Source organism: Affinundibacterium amnicola, from assembly GCF_014284275.1.
Classification (GTDB): Bacteria; Pseudomonadota; Gammaproteobacteria; order Burkholderiales; family Burkholderiaceae_D; genus Undibacterium; species Undibacterium amnicola.
This window is the reverse complement of sequence record NZ_JACOFU010000007.1, coordinates 148,289-165,785: the sequence shown is the minus strand read 5'-3', so window position 1 is coordinate 165,785 and position 17,497 is coordinate 148,289. Positions and strand designations below refer to the sequence as shown.

The window sequence follows — 17,497 nt, the reverse complement described above, 5'->3', positions numbered from 1 at the left end:
AGTCTCACTGGCTTTTTTTATCACGACTGACGTGAATTATTGAACCGTCGCTAACACACTAGCACCGCTCATCGCCGCGTAGGCTTTGATGAGTAAATAGTAAGTTCCTGCTTGCGGTGCAGAGATCGTGATGGTTTCTGCGTTAGTCGAGCCGTCTGACTTTTTGTCGTACACCGTGGTGGTCGGTGCTGCGCCAAATTTGGCATAAATATCCCCATCACCCGTGCCGCCCGACAATTTGAATGTCAGTGAAGTTTTACCAGCGGGCACCGAGATCGTATAAGTCTTAGTGGCGTTCTTCGCCAGACTACCGACACTGACGCTTACGCCACTATTCAAAACGTTTCCTGGTGGTGTACTTGTTTGATAGCTGGCAACTAAAGACGCACCGCTGACTGCTGAGGCAGCATTCGTCAGTAAATAATAAGTGCCAGCAGTTGGTGCTGCGATCGTGATAGTTTCTGCGTTAGTGGCGCCATCTGATTTTTGCAGGTAAGAAGTTGTCGTCGGAGCGCTGCCAAGTTTGGTGTAAATATCTAAATCACCAGTGCCGCCAGTGGTTTTAAATGTCAAATTGCTGGCACCAGTTGGCACTACAAAAGTATAAGTGCCTTGTGCATTTGCCGCACCATTGACGGCGACTGTCACATCTTTCGTTAACACCGTGGTGGCTGGTGGCAAACCTGGACCATCGCTGCCAAGTTCTACCGCAAATGACGCCGCCAAACGGCCAAATTTCAAGGCATGATTGGCTTGACTACCCATGTTCGCGTAAGTATCACCCGTGCCGTGGATGCGTGGATTACTTTCACTCATTGCCGTTTCAAATGGCATCGAAGTCGCATAGCCTTGTGCATGCCAAGATGCATGATCCGAGCAGCCATAGCCACAGCTGTCGTAGCCTATCGTCAGACTAGGTTGATAAGTGGTAATCAGGTTGGCGACGAAAGTATTTTGTCCAGCATTGGTGTAATCGGTGTAAAGATAAATATCTTTTGCCGAACCTTTATAGTTGGTCATGTCAAGCTGCATGACACCCACCACATTGACACCATCTGTCTTGAATTTTCTGGCGATTTCACCTGAACCTTTTAAACCGACTTCTTCGGCGGCATAGGCCATGAATTTGATGGTACGACGTGGCTGGTAATTACTAGCCATCATCACGCGTATTGCCTCTGTCAAACTGGCGATGCCCGATGCATCGTCATCTGCTCCCGGTGCTTTGGTTGTTTCTGTCGTGCCAGCTGTGTTGATGGAATCTTGATGTCCACCGAGCACCACAACTTCAGATGCGTTATCAGAACCTTGTATCGTCAAGATGACAGATTTTTGTGGAAAACCAGCGTGCGTGAATTGTTCAACGGTGACATTGCTACGACCATTGGCGAGTTGTGTCCATTTATTCTTAATCCAGTTTGAACCACTAACACCGCCCGCTGTCGTGTAGTAGCGGTTCACAAATGCAGAGAGATCGACAATCGTCTGACCAATATTGGTCGCCTGCATTTGTGTCAATAAGGGATTCACGGTGGTTTGATTATCGATACTGTATGACGGTGCAATTGCCGCAATCGCTGGAGCAAAACCGTTTGCCGTGCTGCTGAGCGAATGAAGGCCAGTGGTTTCACTATCGTGGGCGATAAAGCCACCGCAGCGTTTGAGTTTGTTGTGGATCGCACCGGACAAAGCATGCATCATTGATTCATTAATTTGCACCAGATGCACACCTTCACTTTTTGCAAAGCCTGCACTACCGGCACTCACCATGCGGCTCTCTTTAACGACGAGTTTTGGTGAAATTTGTTTGAGTTCATTAAAAGCAGCATCACCAATGGTGATCCATACTTTCTTTTCTGCGACAGCGTTGTTGACGCTACCGGTAACACTGCCTGAAGCACTTAAGATCAAGCCGAGCATGAGGCTCGATAAAATTTTCTTTTGCATCTGTCTCTCCCAGACTATCTATATAGATTGTGTATTTGGATTATTGTGATTGTGACGACATGATTGTTTCGACTTGGATGATTATTACTTCGATCGTTCGAAACGGATTTGTGAGCGATGAAGTGGTAATGCTGTATCGATTTATTGACAATCGACGCTGAGTAGAACAGAGAAAGAGGTTGACGGAAAGTTATCAGTTGTTTTTTAAGATAGCTAAAATTGCCGACTTGAGGCTTGAAACCAAAGAAAATTTTGTGAGCTGGGGTTCTGCCTATCAATTCAACACACATTATCGAAAAACCTCGATAAATACGAAATTAAGCTATTAAAAGTAAATGGTGTTGATATTTTTTATGATTTAATTCGTATGCCTCTGATGAATCTGGTATTCAACACTAAGTAGTCGTTCATTGCTCTAATGGTTTGTTTCATCGAGGTTTTAGCCAAGATTTTAAGAAAGTGGTATCTGATACGCCGACTAAGTTGCGTATAGAATCTCAAAGATTTTTCATGCGTGTCATTAAGCCGCTTTCGGTATGATGTCTGTGACATCGATAACAGGAAACTTTCATGCATCCTCATTTAACACCGCAAAGTCAGCCAGAAGATTTGCGAGCGCAAGCGCCAATTCGTTTGGCATTAGTCACCAGTGCCGAGCTACCCAACTTATTTGGTGGCGAACAATTATTGCCACCTGCTTTATCTGCTTTGGGAGCACAGGTATCGATTTGTATTTGGACTGATGTTACGGTGCAGTGGCAATCGTTTGATGCCGTGATTATTCGTTGTCCTTGGGATTACCATGAAAAATTATCCGATTTTTTGAACTGGTTAAATCGTTTGCGAGAACTTCAAGTCAAGGTGGTTAATGATTTGGATACATTGATGTGGAATTTGAATAAGAAATACCTATTCGAGCTCAGCCAAAAGCACCTGCCAGTCATTCCTAGCCTTTGTGTCACGCCAGATAACCAAAGAAGCCTAGCAGAACTGATGAAGCAACTCGATAGTAAGCAGATTGTGATCAAGCCAGTGCAATCTGCTGGGGCGTGGCGTACTTTGCGCGTGAATTTGGACAACATGCTGGAAGCTGATCGTGATTTTTCGGCGTGGCGGCGAGAGCAAGATTTTCTGGTGCAGCCCTTTATGCCGGAGATTATGTCGGAAGGCGAATGGTCTCTGATCTTCTTTGACGGCAAATTCAGTCATGCACTAATCAAGCGTGCAAAGGCAGGCGACTTCCGTGTGCAATCAGATCATGGTGGAACGGTGCATTCGGTCGAAGTCTCTGCAGACATGCAGACCCAAGCGCAAACTATTTTGAATGCTTTAGAACGTATGCCATGTTATGCACGCGTTGACGGGGTGCTGCGTGATGGGCAATTTATGTTGATGGAATTGGAATTGCTAGAACCAGAATTATTCTTGGAGCTTAATCCAGAAGCACCACAGCGATTTGCACAAGCGATTATGCACGCGCTGTCGGCAAGCTAAGTCACAGCTTAGCTATATGGCTGATGCCAACTGATGTAACTTCGTCACAGTGTTGATATTGCGCGCCGTGCCATTCTTTGCGGCTGGAATGACGAGTTTAGAATCCGCCATTCCTGCGCCGTAATAAACGTACAAAGCGCGTTCACCGCAGACAAGTTCTTCTTCATGGCGATTTTTTACGGCACTGATCATAGCGGGTGTTACTGGTTCGTCAAGGAATAGACAAACGCTACGATTGCCTTCTTTGTCGGCGAACGGGTTCTTCTCCAACAAAGCTTGTAATTCATCTGGGGTGCGTATGAATACCCCGACAGATTTTCCGGCATAATCGGCCAAGGATTTTTCCAGCAAATATTGACATTCTGTTGCACCAAGCTTGCTGCTGAAAACCACATTACCACTCGCAATATAGGTTTTCACTTGTTGGAATCCAATTGCTTCACACATCGTCACCAAATCTTTCATTGGTAGCTTGCCGGTGCCGCCGACATTCACGGCACGTAAAAGCGCGATATAGGCTGGCATGTTGGCAAGCTCCGTCGTAATTGATCAGGTACTTAAGACAGTAACGACAGCAGCGTAAATCGTTAAAGCGATTAAGGCGATGAAGAGTAGGGCAATGGTACGCCATAAGCTCGCCAGAACACCTAGGCTGTAGGCATGGCGTAACTGTGAAAACATATGTATCGGTGGAACGAATACGAATAGCATGCTAGCCGTTCCAGTAAACTCAAACTTCGATAGCGTTGCCACGGCGATCATCAGCAAACTCATAAATGACAGTGAGTAAAGTGCAAAGACCGTATGATCAAACATCACATACTTGCGCTTAAAAGCAAACAGCAGCCATAAGAACGGTAAGGAAATCGGGATCAATAAAAATGCAGCGCTTGACGCATTCTTCTTCATTTTGTAGAGCGTCAGTTCACGATTGCTATCGATGTGTGCCAGAGTTTTTCCGATATAAGGAATTTTGGACAAATCACTAAAATCCGATGCGGCGTCATCAGTGGATTCTTCAGTTTCATCTGTGGCAGACGATGCAGTTTTTTCGGCTGAGGCAAGCACTGCGCTCGCTGAGGTAGTGGAGGCAGCTTTCGTGGCCGAAGCGGCAGTGGTTTTAGATGTTTGATCCTTTTCCAACCGCTTATGCTGCTCGATCACACTTGCCACGCGTTTTTTATGGTACTTCACTTGTCTTTCCATAAAACGAATTTCTTGTGCGATTTCCCAAGGTTTAGTCTGCGCTACATCTGGATCAGCAACATGGCTTTTATCTTTGGCGCTAGCACTAGCATCGCTAGTCGCAGTCGTACTTGCCGGATCAGGCGTTTCTGCAGATTTTGCCGACTTTATCTCTGCTTGGCGGGTTCTCAACGCAGCCAGCGATTGTTCAGCATTCGCCAATTCCTGTTCGGCTTCTGCGACTGTAGGTATTTTTCCGTCGAGTTTGCCCAAGGTATCTTGTAACTTGCTAATGACTGCTTCGGCTTCACGAATCTCAATTTGCAAATCGAATTGATCTGCACTATGTTCTGCAAGCTGGCTTTTTTCTAGCCGCTTTTGTTGAAGCGTTTCTTTTGCTTTTGCTAGTTCTTCCGTAATGCTTTCTCGTGAATTGCTAGTTTTGAGAAGATCGTCACCCTTCCAAGAGGTTGTGTACGAGAATACAAAGAACATCAAAAAGATCAGGAATAGAAATAGCGCCAACGGTGAGACATAGGAAGTGCGTTTTCCTTCAATGTAGTCTTTGGTCAAATGACCTGGACGTAAAATCAAGGCCGGAATGGTGCGCCAGGCTTTGGTATCGAAGTGGAAAATGCCGTGCAAGACTTCTTCTAACATGTGCAGCAGCGAGCGATGAATATGCGATGATTGACCGCAAGCATGACAATACGCGCCACTTAAAGCTGTCCCGCAATTTGCGCAACTTGGACTTGTACTGCCATCTGGTGCAGACTTTGGTGATGGTGTTGAACCCAGCTCATTACTGATCACTACAGCGGCCAAAGTTTCGCCAGCGCTTCCAATCTCAATTCCCATTCGCCACCTCATTATTTTGAGCCTACGATTGTGCCTTAGTCAGGCGAGTCGCTCAAGTAAAAATGCACGCAAACCTTAATTTGCGTGCATTTGTGTAAGTTGTATTCAATTCAAATTCAACTTAGCGAGTTAATTTACTTCCGGGCTAAGCTTATTTCCAGCGCTAGCTCAAGTTCTCTTCAGCTAGTTTAGGCTCTCGCATCCTTAACTTTTTCCACCCGGCGTTGCAATACAAAAATCGGTTGTGCCCATTCCGTATCTTTTTTCTTCTTGCTGGTAATCAGCGTCAATTCTGAAGGATCGTAGACGTCAGTGTTATGTGTCAATGGGGTGGTCATCAGATATTGTGCATCGGTGTTTTTCAAGAACTCACCGACCAATTGAATATTCCGGATATCCAAATGCGCGAAGGGTTCATCGATAAACACAAAGCCGCCGGAGCCGTCTTCAGATTTCAATAAGCCGATTAACAGAATCAAAGATTTCATCACCTGCTGACCACCGGAAGCTTCACCGTCGTTCATGCCGATAGGGCCTTTGCCGTCGAATTTAAAGCGTACGTGCAAACCAGCTTGTGACAACATCACATCATCGTTTTCTAACTTTACCGGATCAGTGTGAACTTCAATGCCTGCGAGCTCACCCAGTTGTTTGATGTTCTTGCTATAGGTTTTGATGGTGTAGCGCAATCTATCCATGTAAGCGGCACGTGCATTCACGGTTGCTTCCATCGCACGATTATTTTGATAACGACGTTCGTCAGTTTCCGCCTGACGGTTTTGCAGCAAATTATTTAAACGCGTGTATTGATCTACGACCGTGGAATCAGTTTCCCAATCATCGCGCGCTAAGTTGTTGCCGAGGCTGCGCAATCGTAATTCGATTTGATGGACGTTCTCGTGTTCTGCCACCAGTTCTTTGCGATGTGAACTGCGTTTCCAATTGAGTGGAAGTGTGTGCCACGTTTCACGCATCGTCCGTAAAGTTTCGAATTGTGCTTTACGTTCTTCGGCGTGACGTTTTTCTGAAACACGTTGTTGGGATTCAGCATCGGCAATCGCGGCCTTGGCTTGTTCCCATTTCAGATGCGCGACCGTACGTTGTTCAGTCGCTGCTTTGAGTAAAGGTGCGATCTCGCCAAGGCGGGTACCGACCTCGATACGTTGTTGCTTTAATGGCTGCGTATTGCGCGATGCTTCTTCAAACTCTGCATGACGGGCACTTAATTCTTTGGCCGCATCAACACCGGCTAAACGCGCTTTGTAAGAAGAAATTTCGCCAGCTAGTTTGCTGATCTTGATCGTGAGCTGATCTTCTTGTGATTGCAAACGTGGCAGTGCTTTTTGTAACGCTTCTAAACGTTGGGTACGACCAGCATTACCAAAACGGTAGCGCGATACTTCAACAAATAAAGAACGACCACCGCGACGTTCGAAGTGATACGCGTCGGGCGTAATCCATTCTTGCGACTTGTGCAGCTTCATGCCGATATCAATGCTATCGACGGTTTCTATGCGTTCTAATTGTTCGATCAGCCAGGCCGGTGCTTTGGCATTAAAACTAACGACCGACAATAAACTATCGTCTTTCACCACGGGCGCATTGATACGATCTGGCACGATAAAATGACTGTAGCGTTGCTTTTCACCGATGCGATAGGCGGCACTCGCGTCGCTCGCATTATCAAGCAAGATAACTGATGTGTAGCCGCGCAACACACCTTCGACCGCACCTTGCCATTTAGCGTCGGTGACTTCGACGATCTCAGGCAGCATGCTGTGCGGAATATTTGCTTCATTCAAAGCGCGGCGCATTTGGCGCACGTTTTCTGGATCGGGCAAACTGGCTTTGCCTTGCAGCGCCGAGATGGTTTCCATGTCGGCGGCGATGCGCTGGTTCAAAGCATCGCGCTCTTGTTTTTGCTGCGCGAGTTCTTCTTCTTTTTTCTCTAATTCATCGGCGATATTTGCGATGTCGGCATCGGCTTCTGCAGCCAGTTTTTGCAAACGCGCTTTTTGTTCAAGCAAGCTTTCTTGCGGTTTGAGCTTGGCATTGACTTGCGCTAGTTTTTCACGCAAGTTGGATTCTTCGGCTTCCAATGCTGCCTCGGATTGCTGTGCTTCGCTGTGATTTTGTGCTTGCTGTGCGAGTGCTTGACGACGTTCGGATAGCGCTTCGTCCTGCGCTTTTAAATGGCGTTTGCTGGCGCGTAATGCCTGGCTGGTTGCCGATGCACGTTCTAGATCTTCGTGATATTGCAGAGTCGGTAAAATCTCTTCCTGCAAATCACGCTTTTCTTTATTCAGACTTTCCCACTGATGGAAATTGGCGACTTTTAAACGAAGGCCTTCCAGATTGGTCTTGGCACCTTCGAGTTCCGTTTCAAAGCGCTGCAATTCAGATTCTGTATCGCGTTGATGACGTTTGGCATCGTCGTAGGCATCCAGAACTTCTTTATCGCCGAATACTTGAAACACCAAATCCAGTAATTGGCGCGGCGCATATTCACACAGCTTATCGGTTTCACCTTGTTCCAGTGCCAGCACTTTGCCCATCGCTGACGACAAGCCCGCATGCGATAAACGTTTGCGATAAGTTTCTACGCCTAACCAATCGTTGGCTTCCTGGATTTCTTCAATCTCGATTTTGCCACTGCGCATCAAGTATTGACGTTTCCAGTCACCACCGTTTTTCTCGATTTTACAGAAAAGCGTGACTTCATCTTCGTACAAGCCCGACATGCGGAAAGGGCGATTTGAAATCTGCGGCCCGACTGCGCTGTTATCGACGACTGCACGTATCCACGCCGTCTGTTGACCGGAGTGGCGTGCATAGTGTTTGTAGGAACGTCCCATAGAACATTCCAGACCAAACAGAGTGCGCAAAGCATCGAGTAGTGTCGTCTTGCCAGAGCCATTTTGCCCGGCAATCGTAATAATCTTGGCATCCAGCGGGATGTTCTTAATGCGCTGCCAGTAATCCCAGTGAACCAGTTCTAGTGATTTGATGTGAAACATGATGGCTTATTCTTTTTCTGTGATGTTGTCAGCGATATTGGCATCGCTGGAATCGAATTCTGGTGTGACAACTTGATCACTCTCGTTGTCAGATGCGGCTTGTTTGTTTGCTGCGATTTCTTCAGCCGCAATCCGTTCCGCTTCTATCACCGCTGGTGTTCGTGGCATAGGAATATGGAAAATGTCAGACAGTGCGCCGTTGATGATGCGGTCTTTCAATGCATCGGTATCCATCAGCAAATCCAACAACGGGCCTTCCATGATCAAATCCATTTTGCGTTCGATAAAACCTAAACGCGAGAGTTGTCCGAGATTCATATCCATACGGGTTTTCTTACCCAGCTTTTCGCCGAAATCAGCGAGCAGAGTGCGATAGGAAATGCCGATTGACGTGTCTTCAGCGCGTGGTAAAGGTTTTTCTTTACCGAACATATCGTTCTGGTCTTCTTGCGCCATTTGATGTGCTTCTTGGCGTTCGCGTTTTGGCAGAATAATGAGCGACCACAACACGACTAACAAGGCGACGCCATCGCGTGCCAGACCAAAATTATTGTTCTGCCAGGTGTCTTTGGTGCCGAATACTTTGGATTCGCTATCGCGAGTTAAAGCCAGCGTCACGTGATCGGCATACACGTTATCAACAAATTTCATGCCGCAAGCTTTCAGGCGCGCGTCGACATCGCTACGGAAATTTTCATCCGATAACGCGCGTTTTACTAATTTGTCTTCACGACGTAAGGTCTGATGCGCCAACAAACGGGCGATAAGGATTTGTGCGTCTTCAGTCATATCACATTCCTGGTATTCGTAGGGTGCGCCATGCGCACCAGTTTTCTTATAGTGGTGAAAGTGTCGGTGCGCACGGCGCACCCTACGCTTGTTTTATTCATGTTTAGCTTCGTGCTGTGTTTCTCGCAGCGTTTCTTGCGGCGCTTCTTGGTGTGACTTCTGCTGCGACTCTAAAGGTATGAGGCTAGCCACAGAAATCGCTGCCACATGCGGATCAGAGACTTTTTGCATTTTGTCTTTGGAGCTGAATGTCAAAGGCAAGCGTGCCAGAATAGCGGTCGCACCTTGCAATGAGGCTTCATTCGCGTCACCGATCAAAGGCAAGAGCGAAGCGCGGTAAGAAGCAATCGCGAAGCTGGCGGGTAATAAATAATCTTGTAACGGTTTATGTTTTTTGGTTTCTGGATCGTAAGAGTTGCCGTCAATGTTGCCGAGCAAATCCAACCAATGATCGAGTTCTAACAAAGCTTCGCTATTATCATTCGCAATCGACGGTGCATTTTCACCCGTTGGTAAAATACCCAAAACCGCGGAGTTACGATGGCTGAGCAATTCGCTTTCGGCCACATCAATCATTTCGGACGGCGTAATGAAATGCGGCGTCACCGGATGCGATAAAGCGCCATCGGCGAGCGAAGCTAAATCGTCACGTTGCAGCAACCACATCTTAATATCGGTGGTGGATAAACCAGATTGCCCCAGATGGACGCGTTGACGTTCAATTTGATTCAAAGCGCGTGAAAACATGCCTTGCATATTCAAGAGCGCACTCTGAGCGCGGCCAATCGCCTGTGCTGCGCGGTGCGTCGCCGAATCGGCGCGGCTATCATTCGTGATCGCATGAATAATCTGCGAACCTTTTTCTACCCAATCGCAAGCCGTGTGCCATTTTTGTTGTGCTGTGCGGAGTTGAAATTCTGAGCCAGAGGCAATCGCATCGGAAAATTCTTCAGTCAGTTCGATCAAGCGACCAAGCAAATGATGGAGCTGTTCAACCGAGACACCACCAACAGCCTGTGCGCCGGCAACTTGCGTCAGCATGTAACTGACTTCAGAAGGATCGTCTTGCTGCTCAACTTGAATCAGGGATTCAATCGCAGCTAAGACATTACGCGCCATCGGTGCTATGCGATAGACGGATTGGCTTGGATCCCATACTAAAAGCCCAGTACTGCGCAAACGTGTAAGTACTGTTTCTAGCGCTTCGGGCTCCAGATAACCGAGTTTGGCATTAATATCGGCCCGACTCAGCGATGGGGAATCAACATCCGCAGTCAATTCGCGCAAGACAAGCAGGCGCATCAATACGCTGTTGATGCCGCCATGGAATAATGCGGTAAACGCTTGCAGCATAGGCTGCGCGCGCCGCAAAGGGGCGAGGGCAACAACATCATCGGGAGTTAAACTGGATTTGAAGTAAGACTTGAGACTTAAATCGTTCTGATCGGATAAATCGTCTTCTATTCTTACTATGGATTCGTCGTCAAAATTTTGCATGACGCATTTTACCCGCTTGGAGGCGGCTTGAGTATTGGCAGAAAAGTACTAAAAAGTATTTGTTGTTTTGCGACTACTTGAGAAATTAGTGCTAATTTCGTGATTGTTTGAAAACTTCGGCAACAATTGCTTTGTTTTCCAGATCCTTAGGATCGGCTTGCTTCGCTTGCAATGGTGCAATTATGTTGAAAATGGCTGTGATAAATCTATGCATACCAAGTCCAACGAAAAAGAAGACTAGGAAATAAGTCCAATTTAATGAATTTTGGAAGAATCCAGCCAAGCCCAACAAGAAAGCGGATAAGAGGCCGGTTAATATGGATATGCTTGCTTGTCGAAAATCGAGTTGAGATTTCATAGAGAATGCTCGCAGTATGGTTAACAATAATTTATGTAATTTGCATGAATTTATCAGATTTTGCATAAAAGTAAAAATAAAAAAGACAATGTAGATGAATCAAAAAAGCTTTTCATTGCTTCATTGCCCAATCGATGCAATGAGTCGAACAGAAGTTAAATGTTACTAATAAAGGAATCGCCATGAACGAACAAACACAACAAACTGCGACTATCGGAGGCGGCTGCTTTTGGTGTACCGAAGCGGTGTTCCAACAGATTCGCGGCATTAGTACTGTCGAATCAGGCTATAGCGGTGGCCAAGTTCATAATCCGACCTATGAGCAAATTTGCACAGGCACGACTGGGCATGCCGAAGTCGTGCGTTTGCGTTTTGATCCTGAATTGATTACGTATGCAGAAATTCTCGAAATTTTCTTCACGATTCATGATCCGACCACGCTCAATCGTCAAGGTGCAGATCAAGGTACGCAATATCGCTCAGTGATCTACTATCATGATGAAAATCAACTGCACATCGCACAAGAAGTCATACAAAAAATGGCGACTATTTGGGATGATCCCATCGTCACAGAGTTAAGCATGGCACCGCAGTTTTATTTGGCTGAGGCTTATCATCAAAATTATTTCCGTCAACATCCTCAGCAAGGCTATTGCTCATTTGTGGTCGCACCTAAAGTGGCGAAAGCACGCAAGCTGTTTGCTGATAAATTAGTTTAGGTAATCAGTTATCTTTCAAGCAGCAAGGCAATTCACTTAATCACCCCGATAGGCTACCTTAGGTTAAGATACTGCCTTTTCCCATTATTAAACTGAGTCCAGCATCATGATCATAGAAAAAGACAGCGCAGTCACCATTCGCCTTTCCGTCGTTGACGGTAAAGGTAAAGTATTAGAAAGTGGCAAAACGCCAGTTGCTTACTTGCACGGTTACGACAATCTCTTACCGAAAATTGAAGAAGCTCTGCAAGGTCAGGAAATTGGTTTTAAATTGGCGATGAATTTGTCGCCTGAAGATGCTTTTGGTGTGCGCGATGAAAGCTTGCTCAGAACGATTTCTAAAAAAGATTTTCCGGCTGGTATCAAAGTTGGCGGCATGATGGAAGGTTACAGTGAGACAGGTGAGCAAATGGTGTACACCGTGCTCAAGATCAAAGGTGATCAAGTCATGTTAGATGGCAATCATCCATTGGCTGGCAGCTCTTTAAAAGTGAATGTGCAAGTCTTAGATATTCGTGCTGCAACGGCAGAAGAAGTCGCACATGGTCACGTGCATGGTGAGCACGGCCATCACCATTAATTTTGACTAAGCTGCCAAAAAATTGGCAGCATCGTTGTCATATGAAAACACCATGCGCTTATCGCATGGTGTTTTTTTTTCGCCAATTTACTCCAGCACGCATGAGATTGTTTGCACATGAATTCTGCAGTGAATTTTGTGCTGCAGATGACAACTGGTGCGCGACTACAATCAAACAATTGATCTGATCAAGAATCGCATGTCGCAGATACAACGCATGCATTTATTTTTTTGATCTAACGCAATCTTTACAGATGAAAACCGCTAAACCTCACATTTTTTAACAATTCAAACTAGCGATCTCAATATACTTCGCAACCAAGAAAACTAGTATTCCAGAAAAGCTTTTTAAGAAGAAAATCTTAATTTATGCGCGTTTTTCCGAAGCTAGTGATCTGTCAATTCCACAAGAATGATTACGAAGTAGAGAGCTTTGCATGCGTCAAAATTTACCGGTCACGCAAGTTGAGTACGTCTTGCACGACTCTGAAACCATCGTCTCAAAAACTGATTTACAAGGCAATATCACTTACGCGAATGACGCCTTTATTCGTATCAGCGGATATACCGAAACCGAATTAATCGGTGCGCCACAAAATATCCTGCGCCACCCAGATATGCCTGCTGAAGCCTTTGCTGATTTATGGCACACGATTAAAGCTGGAAAATCGTGGACAGGCTTAGTCAAAAATCGCTGTAAGAATGGCGATTTTTATTGGGTAGAAGCGATCGCCGCGCCACTGATCAAAGATGCGCAAGTGATCGGTTATACCTCGATCCGCGTCAAGCCATCACGACAGCAAATCAATGCAGCAGAAGCTGCCTATTGCGCTATCAATAATGGCGATCATCGCTTGCAAGTGCATGAAGGTGCAGCGATCCCGCGCCGTCGTTGGAATCCTTTACAGTGGCATGCCCGCTTATCGATATCCACGCGTCTGATGAGCTTTATCGTTGTGATGGCATTGCTCAACGCGGCGATTGCCTGGTCTAGTTATGAAGGCAAAGTGGGCGGTGGCAGTGATTTTTTCAACATGGGTTTGGCGCTGTGCGGCCTAGTCATGGCGATGAGTTTTGGACGCAATTGCTATCAATCGATTATCCCGCCATTACAACAAGCAGCGCGCGATATGGCGGTCATGAGCGCAGGTGATTTGTCGGGAAATATTGAATCACATGGCGACAATGAAATTGGCAAAATGACGCAATCTTTGCGCGTGTTACAAACCAATGTCAAATTATTGGTGGGTCAAATTAAGCAATCGACCGAGCATGTGCGTCAAGGGGCGAATGAAATTGCCATCGGCAATCATGATTTGTCATCGCGTACCGAAACCCAAGCCAGTTCGCTGGAGGAAACTGCTTCTTCTATTGAAGAACTCACCTCAACTGTTAAACAAAATGCCGATAATGCACACAAGGCAACCGACATCGTCATAGAAACGGCGGCCTTTGCTGATAAAGGTGGGCAGGTGGTTGCCAATGTGGTTAACACCATGGGATCGATCAAAGAGAGTTCAGCAAAAATCGCAGACATCATTGGGGTGATTGACGGTATCGCTTTTCAAACCAATATCCTCGCGCTGAATGCTGCCGTCGAAGCCGCCAGAGCAGGTGAGCAAGGCCGCGGCTTTGCGGTCGTTGCATCTGAAGTCCGTGCGCTCGCACAGCGAAGTGCTAATGCGGCTAAAGAAATCAAAATACTAATCAACGATTCGGTAGAAAAAGTGAGCATAGGCAGCCAGCAAGTTGATGAGGCAGGCAAGAACATGACCGAGATCGTCAATGATGTAAAACGCGCAGCCGAGGTCATGCGCGATATCACCATCGCTAGCCACGAACAAAGCGCAGGAATTGACCTGATCAATCAAGCGATGACGCAGATGGATGACATGACCCAACAAAATGCGGCATTGGTAGAACAAGCAGCCGCGGCGGCAGATAGTATGAAAACGCAGGCAATTGAATTGAGCGAATTGGTAAACACTTTTCAATTGGTGAAAGTAAATCATGACAAATCAGAGCGAAGAGTGAATGTGCAATTGCATAGCGTGCGCGCTGAAAAATCTCTGTCAGTCATGAGAGAAAATATCAGACGAATTGCTTAATGCTTGATTCTGTACTTATTGATCGTTTCTCCGCGATGCCCGCTGTGGTCAGAGTTCAAGCATCGCCAAAGAAATCGAATTAGCAATTGAGCTAAAAATAGGATCTACTGAAAACTCATCACAGGATCTTCTTTGCGCCCGGCAATTGAATCAGTAAAGCCGCTACACCAAAACTCATGATTAAACTGGCGCAACCAACTAGGATAAACATGGCGATTGAATAATCCTTCCACGCCTGCGACAGCACGCCTAATCCAACCACCACCGGCGCATGTACGATAAACGCGGCGTAACACAGTGGTGCCAGTTTTTTCCAAAATGCCCACGGCTGTGTTGATACACGAAAGCGCCACAACAACATCAACATAATCCCGCACGCCACAAACGGTTCCCACATCGCATAAGCAAACGCAGGCAGTGTCCAACCGCCATTGACATGAAACGGTACCCCCTTTAATGCTCCACTCAAAATGGCATACGCAAACAAACTAGGAATCGTCAATAAACTAATCCAGCCCCAAGGCAAGGCCAGTTTTTTATCAATGTTTTCCAGCAAACGTGCTTGTGCCGCCGCACATCCGAAAAAGAATAACAAGATGTAAGAAGCAAAAAAACCGATTTGCAATAAGCCGCGCTCTTGTCCGGTTGGCACCCACAAACGCAAAGCAAATGCAGCAATGCCCCACGTCACCAAAAAGAACACGACCCAAGCATGATTGAGCACCGCAGGCGATAAATTCCAAGACAATCTAGGCAAGAGCAAACGCAAAGCCATATACGCGACGGAAAAAATCAACAAGGCATAAGCAAACCACAAAGGGCCAATATTGAAATCAACGCGCGACATCAGATGCCACCAAAACGACCACACGGTTTCACCAGCGGGCGTCTCTGCTAGCGCATTCGTCAAAGGCCCAAGCACAAATCCAAACACAAGCACAGGCACACCCAAACGCAACAAGCGATCAGTCAAAAACTGCCGCGCACCCTTACTCTCAAAAGAGCGCGTACTGAAATAGCCTGCCAACAGAAAAAACATCCCCATAAAGAAGGCCTGATTGACCGAACAAAACAAAGTCAGCAACAAACTCGAAGCTATGCCGTCAGCTTTATACCGCAAATACCATCCACCATCCGCACCATACATAATCGCGGTATGGTGAAGAATCACCAAAGCAGTCAACAACACACGAATGCGATCCAAAAAATCTGTTCGTGAGGTTTGCATAATATTGCTCATCATTGTCCTTTGTTAGCACCGAAGCGAAGGTTGACAGGGAAAATCAAGTGAATGATTAATGCTGTGATGCTAAAGAGAATGCTGGAGTACAGACATCAAAATGTGGCGAAATGGGTGGATTTGGGGTGAAGTGGACGAGTGCCATCGCCTTTGGTGCAACGCTCTTAGCTCCTTCCCCTTCAAGGGGAAGGCAGGGATGGGGATGGGTTTTGCAGTGTGACAAAGCCACACAAACAACGAGCAAAAAAGTAGGGCGGGTAGAACCCGCGCCGCCAACACGTCGAGCAACCCAGCTCAAGCTAAGAACAGTGTTTAACTCCTTCCCCTTCAAGGGGAAGGCGGGGATGGGGATGGGTTTTGTAGTGTGACAAAGCCACACAAACAACGAGCAAAAAAGTAGGGCGGGTACAACCCGCGCCGCCAGTACGTCGAGCAATCCAGCTCAAGTTAAGAACAGTGTTTAACTCCTACCCCTTCAAGGGGAAGGCAGGGATGGGGATGGGTTTTGTAGTGTGATAAAGCCACACAAACAACGAGCAAAAAAGTAGGGCGGGTGCGACCCGCGCCGCCAACACGTCGAGCAACCCAGCTCAAGCTATGAACAGCGCGGCTTGCACCCGCCCTACAAATTGAGATACCTACACAATCAAGTATCGCCAGTAATCATTACTTCTCAGCGATCCCTTACAACACCCCAATAATCACATTTTGAAACTTCTCAGCCTCATCCTGATGAATCTGATGCCCAGAGTTTTCAAACATAAACAAGGCCTTCTTCGGTGCTTTCAATGCCTTGAAATAATCCACCGTAATCGCTGTCGAAGTTTGAATATCGTTCTTACCTACGAAAAAATAAATCGGGCAATCAACTGACTTCAAAGTTTTAGGCAAATCGATACGCGTTACTTCGTTCCAAACCGGCGACCAAGTTTTTGACCATTGCAGAAAACCCGTCTTAAAACCCTCACTAGTCGCAAACGCTTTACCCTCTTTAAAAAACAGCCACTTTCTCAAGTAAAACATATCCTCATCCACCTTAGAGGGCATACTCACCGTCGCCAATTCCTTAGTCGCGACCTCATTGCCTTTGAAGTGATTTTTCAAAATCACCAGCAATTCTTGTTCACTAGCGAGCTGACTCACCACCGGATTAGAAGCAAAGTAACCATGCAATAACTCAGGATGATTCTTTACAATATAAAAGCCTAAAACATTACCCCAAGAGCTACCCAACAAATAGATCTTTTCTTGCTTCAATTCTTTTCGAATAAATTGGATGACCTCCAACGTGTCCTTCTCCATCAACGCAACGGAAGGCTGAACAGGCGAAGGATTCAATTTCAAAGTCTTACCAGCATCACGCTGATCCCACTGCACGATGGTGAATCTGCTTTTCAAAAGAGAGGTAAAAGCAGGCGCACCATTGATCATAGAACTACCAGGTCCGCCAGACAGAAACAGCAAAACAGGCTTACTCGCATCATCCGTTTTGATCTCCACAACCTGCTTGATACCACCGATTTCTGGTGTCAGGGTTTTGTCGATTTTTACTGGAGTGTTTTGGGATGATTGAGCGTTTGAATCTTGGGCTTTGGATTCGCTGAATGGGATGGCGATCGTGAATAGAACGGCTAGAAGGATTTTATTGATCATGGGAGTGGAGTTTGGTTGATTACAAGGTTAGCCTGCCTTGGTGAGAGTTGGT

The 17,497-nt window shown here is 46.4% G+C and carries 13 protein-coding genes; 4 read left to right on the top strand and 9 right to left on the bottom strand.

Annotated features, from left to right (window positions below; translation table 11 throughout):
- Nucleotides 1–36: 36 nt before the first annotated feature.
- Nucleotides 37–1,947 carry a M20/M25/M40 family metallo-hydrolase gene (locus H8K33_RS16040; protein WP_186892058.1) on the bottom strand — a complete coding sequence of 637 codons (1,911 nt, stop codon included), beginning with the start codon at nucleotides 1,945–1,947 and terminating at the stop codon, nucleotides 37–39.
- A gap of 570 nt (nucleotides 1,948–2,517) precedes the next feature.
- On the opposite strand from H8K33_RS16040, the gene H8K33_RS16035 reads away from it, so the two are divergent.
- The gene (locus H8K33_RS16035) at nucleotides 2,518–3,441 is read left to right on the top strand and encodes an ATP-grasp domain-containing protein (protein WP_186892057.1); all 924 of its coding nucleotides are present in this window, start codon (nucleotides 2,518–2,520) and stop codon (nucleotides 3,439–3,441) included.
- A 12-nt stretch (nucleotides 3,442–3,453) separates the two neighbouring features.
- Here H8K33_RS16035 and H8K33_RS16030 read toward each other — a convergent pair whose 3' ends face one another.
- The 6 genes from H8K33_RS16030 to H8K33_RS16005 all read right to left on the bottom strand — a co-directional run bounded on the left by H8K33_RS16030 (nucleotide 3,454) and on the right by H8K33_RS16005 (nucleotide 11,145).
- The gene (locus H8K33_RS16030) at nucleotides 3,454–3,966 is read right to left on the bottom strand and encodes a DUF1697 domain-containing protein (protein WP_186892056.1); all 513 of its coding nucleotides are present in this window, start codon (nucleotides 3,964–3,966) and stop codon (nucleotides 3,454–3,456) included.
- Between the two features lie 24 nt (nucleotides 3,967–3,990).
- The gene (locus tag H8K33_RS16025) at nucleotides 3,991–5,484 is read right to left on the bottom strand and encodes a DUF3667 domain-containing protein (protein ID WP_186892055.1); all 1,494 of its coding nucleotides are present in this window, start codon (nucleotides 5,482–5,484) and stop codon (nucleotides 3,991–3,993) included.
- Between the two features lie 188 nt (nucleotides 5,485–5,672).
- Nucleotides 5,673–8,501, bottom strand: a complete 2,829-nt coding sequence (locus H8K33_RS16020; RefSeq protein WP_186892054.1) for an ATP-binding protein — start codon at nucleotides 8,499–8,501, stop codon at nucleotides 5,673–5,675.
- A gap of 6 nt (nucleotides 8,502–8,507) precedes the next feature.
- Nucleotides 8,508–9,290, bottom strand: coding sequence for a hypothetical protein (locus H8K33_RS16015; protein ID WP_246443672.1), 783 nt, complete (start codon nucleotides 9,288–9,290; stop codon nucleotides 8,508–8,510).
- 93 nt (nucleotides 9,291–9,383) lie between these two features.
- A complete protein-coding gene (locus H8K33_RS16010; protein ID WP_246443671.1) occupies nucleotides 9,384–10,787 on the bottom strand; it encodes a hypothetical protein in 1,404 nt (467 codons plus the stop codon).
- Nucleotides 10,788–10,878: 91 nt separating this feature from the next.
- Entirely contained in the window at nucleotides 10,879–11,145 is a 267-nt protein-coding gene (locus tag H8K33_RS16005) for a hypothetical protein (protein ID WP_186892053.1), read from the bottom strand.
- Nucleotides 11,146–11,327: 182 nt separating this feature from the next.
- Here H8K33_RS16005 and msrA point away from each other — a divergent pair, with 182 nt between their 5' ends.
- The 3 genes from msrA to H8K33_RS20115 all read left to right on the top strand — a co-directional run bounded on the left by msrA (nucleotide 11,328) and on the right by H8K33_RS20115 (nucleotide 14,552).
- A complete protein-coding gene (gene msrA / locus H8K33_RS16000) occupies nucleotides 11,328–11,864 on the top strand; it encodes a peptide-methionine (S)-S-oxide reductase MsrA (RefSeq protein ID WP_186892052.1) in 537 nt (178 codons plus the stop codon).
- A 106-nt stretch (nucleotides 11,865–11,970) separates the two neighbouring features.
- The gene (locus H8K33_RS15995) at nucleotides 11,971–12,444 is read left to right on the top strand and encodes an FKBP-type peptidyl-prolyl cis-trans isomerase (RefSeq protein WP_186892051.1); all 474 of its coding nucleotides are present in this window, start codon (nucleotides 11,971–11,973) and stop codon (nucleotides 12,442–12,444) included.
- A 437-nt stretch (nucleotides 12,445–12,881) separates the two neighbouring features.
- The gene (locus H8K33_RS20115; protein WP_186892050.1) at nucleotides 12,882–14,552 is read left to right on the top strand and encodes a methyl-accepting chemotaxis protein; all 1,671 of its coding nucleotides are present in this window, start codon (nucleotides 12,882–12,884) and stop codon (nucleotides 14,550–14,552) included.
- A 118-nt stretch (nucleotides 14,553–14,670) separates the two neighbouring features.
- Here the strand turns inward: H8K33_RS20115 and H8K33_RS15985 are convergent, their stop codons facing one another.
- Nucleotides 14,671–15,780: an acyltransferase family protein gene (locus H8K33_RS15985; RefSeq protein ID WP_186892049.1), complete on the bottom strand. Its 1,110-nt coding sequence runs from the start codon at nucleotides 15,778–15,780 to the stop codon at nucleotides 14,671–14,673.
- Nucleotides 15,781–16,476: 696 nt separating this feature from the next.
- Nucleotides 16,477–17,445: an alpha/beta fold hydrolase gene (locus H8K33_RS15980; protein WP_186892048.1), complete on the bottom strand. Its 969-nt coding sequence runs from the start codon at nucleotides 17,443–17,445 to the stop codon at nucleotides 16,477–16,479.
- Between the last annotated feature and the right edge of the window lie 52 nt (nucleotides 17,446–17,497).